This is a genomic window from Streptosporangium sp. NPDC006930 (genome assembly GCF_040635605.1).
In the GTDB taxonomy this organism is placed as follows: domain Bacteria; phylum Actinomycetota; class Actinomycetes; order Streptosporangiales; family Streptosporangiaceae; genus Streptosporangium.
The window spans coordinates 1-7,864 of record NZ_JBEYID010000053.1 but is presented as its reverse complement, the minus strand read 5'-3'; the positions used below and the strand labels follow the sequence as shown (position 1 = coordinate 7,864).

1 protein-coding gene is annotated in these 7,864 nt (G+C 71.4%); it reads right to left on the bottom strand.

The window, feature by feature from the left end; all coding sequences use genetic code 11:
- Window positions 1-7,864: SDR family NAD(P)-dependent oxidoreductase (locus tag ABZ664_RS39240; protein WP_362522345.1), on the bottom strand; the 7,864-nt coding region annotated here is incomplete at both ends.

Genomic DNA, 7,864 nt, shown 5'->3' with positions numbered 1-7,864 from the left:
CCGCATCAGGGCGAACCCCCAGCGACTCCCACACCGCCGCCAACGACACCATCACCGCAAACGACACCGGCTGCACCACATCCACCCGATCCAGCCCCGGCACACCCTCCACCTGCCGCACCACATCCAGCAACGACCACTCCACGAACGGCTCCAACGCCGCCGCACATTCGGCCATCCGAGCCGCGAACACCGCCGACTCCTCCAGCAGCCGCGCACCCATGCCCACCCACTGCGCCCCCTGCCCCGGGAACACCCACACCGACTTCCCGTCGACGTCCGCCACACCCTCGACCACACCACCGGCCACCGGCTCGCCCGAGGCCACCGCACCCAGCCCAGCCAGCAACCCCTCACGGCCGGCACCGACAACCACGGCCCGGTGCTCGAACACCGACCGCGACCCCACCAGCGAGAACGCCACATCGGTCAGACCCAGCTCACCGCGCGTGTCCACGAACGCCGCCAGACGACCCGCCTGCGCCCGCAGTGCCTCCTCGGACTTGCCCGACACCACCCACGGCACCACACCCGTGGCCGGAGCCCGATCCTCGTCACGCGACTCCGCCTCAGGAGCCTCCGGTCCCTGCTCAAGGATCAGGTGTGCGTTGGTGCCGCTGATGCCGAACGACGACACACCCGCCCGCCACGGGCGCCCGGCCTCCGGCCAGTCCCTGGCCTCGGTCAGCAGCTCCACCGCACCGGAGGCCCAGTCCACATGCGACGACGGCGCGTCCACGTGCAGCGTCTGGGGCAGCACGCCGTGCCGCATCGCCATGACCATCTTGATCACACCCGCCACACCGGCTGCGGCCTGGGTGTGACCGATGTTCGACTTGATCGATCCCAGCAGCACCGGCCGGCCCTCCGGCCGGTCCTGACCATAGGTGGCCAGCAGCGCCTGCGCCTCGATCGGGTCGCCCAGCGTCGTCCCCGTACCGTGCGCCTCCACGACGTCCACCTCGGCGGCGGTCAGCCCGGCTCCGGCGAGTGCCTGGCGGATCACCCGCTGCTGCGAAGGACCGTTCGGCGCGGTCAACCCGTTGGAGGCGCCGTCCTGGTTGATCGCCGACCCGCGCATCACCGCGAGCACCTCATGGCCGTTGCGGCGGGCGTCCGACAGCCGCTCCAGCACCAGGACACCCACGCCCTCGGACCAACTCGTACCGTCCGCGGTGTCGGAGAACGCCTTGCACCGCCCATCGGCGGCCAGTCCGCCCTGGGCGCTGAAGTCGATGAACACCCCCGGCGTGGCCATCACGGTCACACCACCGGCCAGCGCCAGCGAGCACTCACCGGAGCGCAGCGCCTGCGCCGCCATGTGCATCGCCACCAGCGACGACGAACACGCGGTGTCCACCGTCACCGCCGGACCCTCCAGGCCCAGCGCGTAGGCGACACGACCGGTGACGATGCTTCCGGAGTTACCGGTGCTGACGAAGGTCATCACATCCGGCGGGAACTCGGCGCTCGACCCGTAGTCGTGGTAGATCACCCCGGCGAACACGCCGGTACGGCTGCCACGCAGCGAGGTCGGGTCGATGCCCGCTCGCTCGATGGCCTCCCAGGACGCCTCCAGCAGCAGGCGCTGCTGCGGGTCCATCGCGAGCGCCTCACGCGGCGAGATCCCGAAGAACCCGGGATCGAAGTCGGTCGCGTCGACGAGGAACCCACCGTCGAAGTCCAGTTCGCCGCGTGCCTGCCAGCCTCGGTCCCGTGGCAGCGGGGAGATGGCGTCCTGCCCCTCGGCGACCAGCCGCCACAGATCCTCCGGAGAGCTCACCCCTCCGGGGTAGCGGCAGGCCATCGAGACGATGACGATCGGGTCGTCGGTCACCGAGGTGGCGACCACCGGGAGAATCGCGTCGCCGTGCACGCCGAGCACTTCGCTGAGCAGATACTCGCCGAGCACGGTGGGAGTGGGGTAGTCGAAGACGAGGGTGGAGGGCAGCCGCAGCCCGGTGGCGCCGTTGAGGCGGTTGCGCAGCTCAAGCGCGGTCAGCGAGTCGAAGCCCAGCTCACGGAACTCCCGCCGGACGTCCACCGACTCCAGCGAGGGGTGCCCGAGTACGGCGGCGGCCTGAGCCCGGACCAGGTCGATCAGCACCTGGAGCTGCTTGGGGTGGTCCAGGCCGGCCAGCTGCCGCGACAGTGCCTCGCCCGCACCACCGCCTCCGGCTGCCGACAGCGCGGCGGCCGTACGGCGGGTGCCGCGCACCAGCCCGCGCAACAGCGGCGGCACCAGCTGAGCGGGCATCGCCGGCAGGTTCAGCCGCACCGGGACCACCAGCGGTGAGTCCGAGCCCAGGGCCGCGTCGAACAGGGCGAGTCCCTGTTCGGTGGTCATCGCCGGCATCCCGGCGGCGGCCATCCGCTCCACACTGGCCTGCGACAGTCCCCCGGTCATCCCGGTGGCCTGCGCCCACAGTCCCCAGGTGAGCGACAGCCCCGGCAGCCCCTGCGCCTGCCGCTGGACCATCAGCGCGTCCAGCCAGGCGTTCGCCGCCGCGTAGTTGCCCTGACCCGCGTTGCCCATCAGTCCGGCGAGCGAGGAGAACACCACGAATCCGGCCAGGTCCATACCCTGGGTGAGCTCGTGCAGGTGCCAGGCGGCGTCCACCTTCGGCCGCAGCACGTTGTCCAGCCGCTCCGGCGTCAGCGAGGTGATCGCGCCGTCATCCACGATTCCAGCCGCGTGGATCACCGCGGTCAGCGGATGGTCGGCATCGATCCCGGTCAGCAGGTCGGCCACCGCGTCCCGGTCGGCCATGTCGCAGGCGGCGACCGTGACCTCGACCCCGTGCGCGATCAGCTCGGCCTGCAGCTCGACCGCACCCGGAGCGTCCAGACCTCGGCGGCTGGTCAGCAGCAGGTGCCGCACCTCGTGCTCGGCCACCAGGTGCCGGGCCAGCTCCGCCCCCAGACCACCGGTGCCACCGGTGATCAACACCGTGCCCTGCGCATCCCACCGCCGGGGCATGGTCAGCACGATCTTCCCCGTGTGCCTGGCCTGGCTCATGAACCGGAAGGCGTCGCGGCTCCGGCGCACATCCCACGCCGTCACCGGCAGCGGCCGCAGCTCACCGATCGCGAACAGCTCCATCAGCTCGGCCAGGATCTGCCGCAGCCGCTCGGCGCCGGCGTCCAGCATGTCGAACCAGTGGTACTCCAGCCCGGGGAACTGTCCCTGGTCGCGGATGTCCAGCTTGCCCATCTCCACGAACCGGCCCCCGGGGCGCAGCAGGCGCGCCGAGGCGTCGATGAGCTCCCCGGTCAGCGAGTTGAGCACCACGTCGATGCCCTGCTCACCGCACACCGCACCGAACCGCTCCTCGAACTCCGAAGTCCTGGAGGAGGCGATGTGGTCGTCCGGGATGCCCAGCGAACGCAGTACCTCCCACTTGGCCGGACTCGCGGTGGCGAACACCTCCACGCCCAGGCGCTGCGCCAGCTGGATCGCCGCCATACCCACGCCACCGGTGCCGGCGTGCACGAGCAGCCGCTCCCCCGCCCGCAACCTGGCCAGGTCCATCAGGCCGTAGTAGGCCGTCAGGAACGTCACCAGGATCGTCGCGGCCTGCTCGAACGAGATGCCGTCGGGGATCTTGGACAGGACGTGGGCGCTGGTGACCACCGGGCCGAACGCGCCCTCGGTCAGACAGACCACCCGGTCCCCCGGGCGCAGGTCCTCGACCCCCGGGCCGACCTCAAGGACCACACCGGCGGCCTCGCCACCCATCTGGCCGACCTTGTCCTGGAACCAGCCGAGTGCGTTCAGACCGTCCAGCAGGTCACGGAAGTTCACCCCCGCCGCGTGCACCGCGACCCGCACCTGACCGGCCTGCAGCGGCTCGGCCGTCTCCGCATACGAGATGAGCTCCAGCGCGTCCAGGCTGCCCTTGGCCCGGCTGCCCAGCCGCCACGCCGTACCCGACGGAGGCAACAGACCCGCACCCGAGGTCAGCGACGCCAACCTCGGCGCCCATACCCCACCCCCGCGCACCGCCGCCTGCGGCTCGCCGGAGGTCAGCACACCGCCCAGCAATCCGCTCAGCGCGCCGAGTCGCACCGACTCCTCGTCCACGTCCACCAGCACGAACCGGCCCGGGTTCTCCGACTGCGCGCTGCGCACCAGACCCCACACCGCCGCGGCCGCCAGATCGGTGACCACCTCGCCGTCGCCCGCCGCGACCGCGCCCCGCGTGACGAGCACCAGTCGCGACTCGGCGAACCGGTCATCGGCCAGCCACTCCTGCAACAGCCCCAGCACCCCGGCCGTCACCTGATGCGCCGATGCCACCGCGTCCACAGTCGACGCGGTCTCGACCTCGGCCAGTACCGCACCCGGCACCGCGCCCGCCTCGGCCAGCGCCGACAGATCACGATGAACCGGGACCGACTCCCACGTCCCCGCGAGACCGGACTCGAACGCCGCGAAGCCGACCATCGCCATCGGCGCCGGGTCGGCCGCGGTGACTTCGGAGAGTGCGGTCCACTCCAGCCGGAACAGCCCGTCGCGCTCCGTCGCGTGGTCACCGCCCGCGGCGGCGATCTGACCGGGTGAGAACGGACGCAGCACCAGGGAACGCGCCGACAGTACCGGCTCCCCTGCGGCGTCCACCGCCGTCAGCGTGGCCGAGTCGGCAGCGGTCCGGCTCATCCGAATGCGCAGCATCGCCGCGCCACCGGCGTGCAGGCTCACCTCGCTCCAGGAGAACGGCAACCGGCCGCCCTCGGAATCGTCCAGTCCGGCGAAGGCCACCGCGTGCAGCGCCGCGTCCAGCAGCGCCGGATGCACCCCGAACGAACCCGCACTCGACTGCGCCTGCTCGGGCAGGACGATCTCGGCGAACACCTCGCCGTCGGCGCCGTGCCAGGCCGCCCGCAGCCCCTGGAAGGTCGGACCGTACTCGAACCCACTTGCGGCGAGCCCTTCGTACAGGCTGCCCACCTCGATGGCGGTCGCACCCTGCGGGGGCCACACGGACGCGTCGAACGGCGCGACCTCGGAAACCCCGGTCGCGAGCGTGCCGGTCGCGTGCCGCATCCACGGCACGTCGCCGGCAGCCTGCGCCGGCCGCGCGTAGATGCTCACGCTCCGGTGACCCGTCTCCTGCGCGGCGCCCACCCATACCTGCACCGCGACGGCGTCGCTCTCGCCCAGCACCAGCGGCGCGATCAGGGTCAGCTCCTCGACCACATCGCAACCGACCTGGTCACCGGCACGGATCGCCAGCTCAAGGAACCCGGTCCCCGGGAAGATCACCGTCCCGGCCACCGCGTGGTCGGCCAGCCACGGATGCGACGAGAGCGACAGACGGCCGGTCAGCAGCACCCCGTCGGAGTCGGCCAGCCCCACGGCGGCGCCCAGCAGCGGATGACCGGCTGTAGCCAGCCCGGCCGCGGCCACGTTGCCCACCTGGGAGCCTGCTCCCTCGGGCCAGTACCGCTGGTGTTCGAAGGCATAGGTCGGCAGATCGACCCGGCGCCCGCGCGGGAGCACCGTCTGCCAGTTCACCGGCACCCCGTGCACGTGCAGACGGGCCAGCGCCTCGGTAACGGACTCGTGCTCGTTTTTGTCCCTGCGCAGTACCGGCACCAGCACCACGTTCGGATCCGGCTCCATGTCCGAGTCTGACGTCGCGGTGCTTGGGTCCGGCGTCAGCGTGTCCTGGGCCATCGCGGTCAGCACCCCGTCGGGGCCCAGCTCCAGATACGCCCGCACACCCTGCGCCTGCAAAGTGCTCACACCGTCGGCGAAACGAACCGCGCCACGGACCTGGTCCACCCAGTAGTCCGGCGAGCACAACTGCTCGGCTGTAGCCGCCCGCCCGGTCAGGGTCGACACGATCGGAGTCCTCGGCGCCCCGTAGGTGAGCCTGCTCGCCAGCGTGCGGAAGTCCTCCAGCATCGGGTCCATCAACGGCGAGTGGAACGCGTGCGACACCCGCAACCTCTTCGTCCTGATCCCCCGTTCCCGCAGGGCGGTGGTCACCTCCAGCACCGCCTCCTCGGTGCCGGCGATCACCACCGAGGTGGGGCCGTTCACCGCCGCGACCGACACCTCCTTCTCCCGCCCGGCGAGCAGCTCGGCGACCGCCTCCTCGGAGGTCTGCACCGCCACCATCGCCCCACCGGCAGGAAGCGCCTGCATCAACCGCGCCCGGCCCGCCACCAGCGCGCACGCGTCCGCGAGCGACAACACCCCCGCCACATGAGCAGCGGTGATCTCCCCGACCGAATGACCCGCCAGCACATCCGGCCGGATTCCCCACGAGGAGACCAGCCGGAACAGCGCCGTCTCCACCGCGAACAGCGCCGGCTGCGCCCACCCGGTCTGGTCGAGCGCCTCCGCCTCCGCCGACCCCGGCTCGGCGAACAACACCTCACGCAACGACCCCTCAAGCAGCGGATCCAGCTCCGCGATCACCTCGTCCAACGCCGTCGCGAACACCGGGAAACGGTCATACAACTCCCGGCCCATCCCGGCGCGCTGGCTACCCTGACCGGTGAACAACACCGCCAGCTGCGGCTCGCCCGCGGCCACCCCGCGCACCACGCCCGCACCCGCACGGTCCTCGGCCAGGCCGGCCAGCCCAGCCAGCACACCCTCACGACCCTCGGCCAGCACCACCGCCCGATGCTCGAACGCCGGACGGGTCGTGGCCAGCGAGAACACCGTGTCGGTGAGCGCCACCTCACGATGGCCCTCCACATGCGAGGCCAGCCGATCCGCCTGCGTCCGCAACGCCCCCGCCGTACGAGCCGACACCAGCACCGGCAGTACAGCCGCACCCGCGGCCGGCGCATCGTCCTGCGCCACCGTTTCGGCTTCGATCCGTAGGGCTGCCGGCCCCTGCTCAAGGATCACGTGCGCGTTGGTGCCACTGATCCCGAACGACGACACACCCGCCCGACGCGGACGACCGGTCCGCGGCCACTCCGTCGTCTCGGTCAGCAGCTCCACCGCGCCCGCCGACCAGTCCACGTGCGAGGACGGCTCGTCCACGTGCAACGTTCTGGGAAGCACCCCGTGCTGGAGAGCCAGCACCATCTTGATCACACCGGCCACGCCCGCGGCGGCCTGAGTGTGACCGAAGTTCGACTTGATCGCGCCCAGCAGCAGCGGCCGGTCCTCCGGCCGGTCCTTGCCGTACGTGGCCAGCAGCGCCTGCGCCTCGATCGGGTCACCCAGCTTGGTACCCGTACCGTGCGCCTCAACCGCGTCCACCTCGGACGGCGACAACCCCGCACCGGCCAGCGCCTGACGAATCACCCGCTGCTGCGAGGGACCGTTCGGCGCCGTCAACCCGTTCGACGCACCATCCTGGTTCACCGCGGAACCCCGCACCACCGCGAGCACCTCGTGACCGTTGCGGCGGGCATCCGACAACCGCTCCAGCACCAGCATGCCCAGGCCCTCGGACCAGGTGGTGCCGTCCGCGGTGTCAGAGAACGCCTTGCACCGCCCATCGGGGGCCAATCCCCCCTGCGCGCTGAAGCCGATGAATCCGATCGGGGTGGTCATTACCGTGGCACCGCCGGCCAGCGCCAGGCTGCATTCACCCGACCTCAGCGCCTGCGCCGCCATGTGCATCGCCACCAGCGACGACGAACACGCGGTGTCCACCGTCACCGCCGGGCCCTCCAGCCCCAGCGTGTACGACAAGCGGCCCGACAGCACGCTGGCCGACATACCGGTGATGGCGTGGCCTTCCACATCTGCCGGGGTGTTCATCATCAGGCTCATGTAGTCCTGACCGTTGGTGCCCACGAAGACGCCGGTGTGGCTGCCCTTCAGTGAGAGCGGGTCGATTCCGGCCCGCTCGACCGCCTCCCACACCCCCTCCAGCAGCAGTCGCTG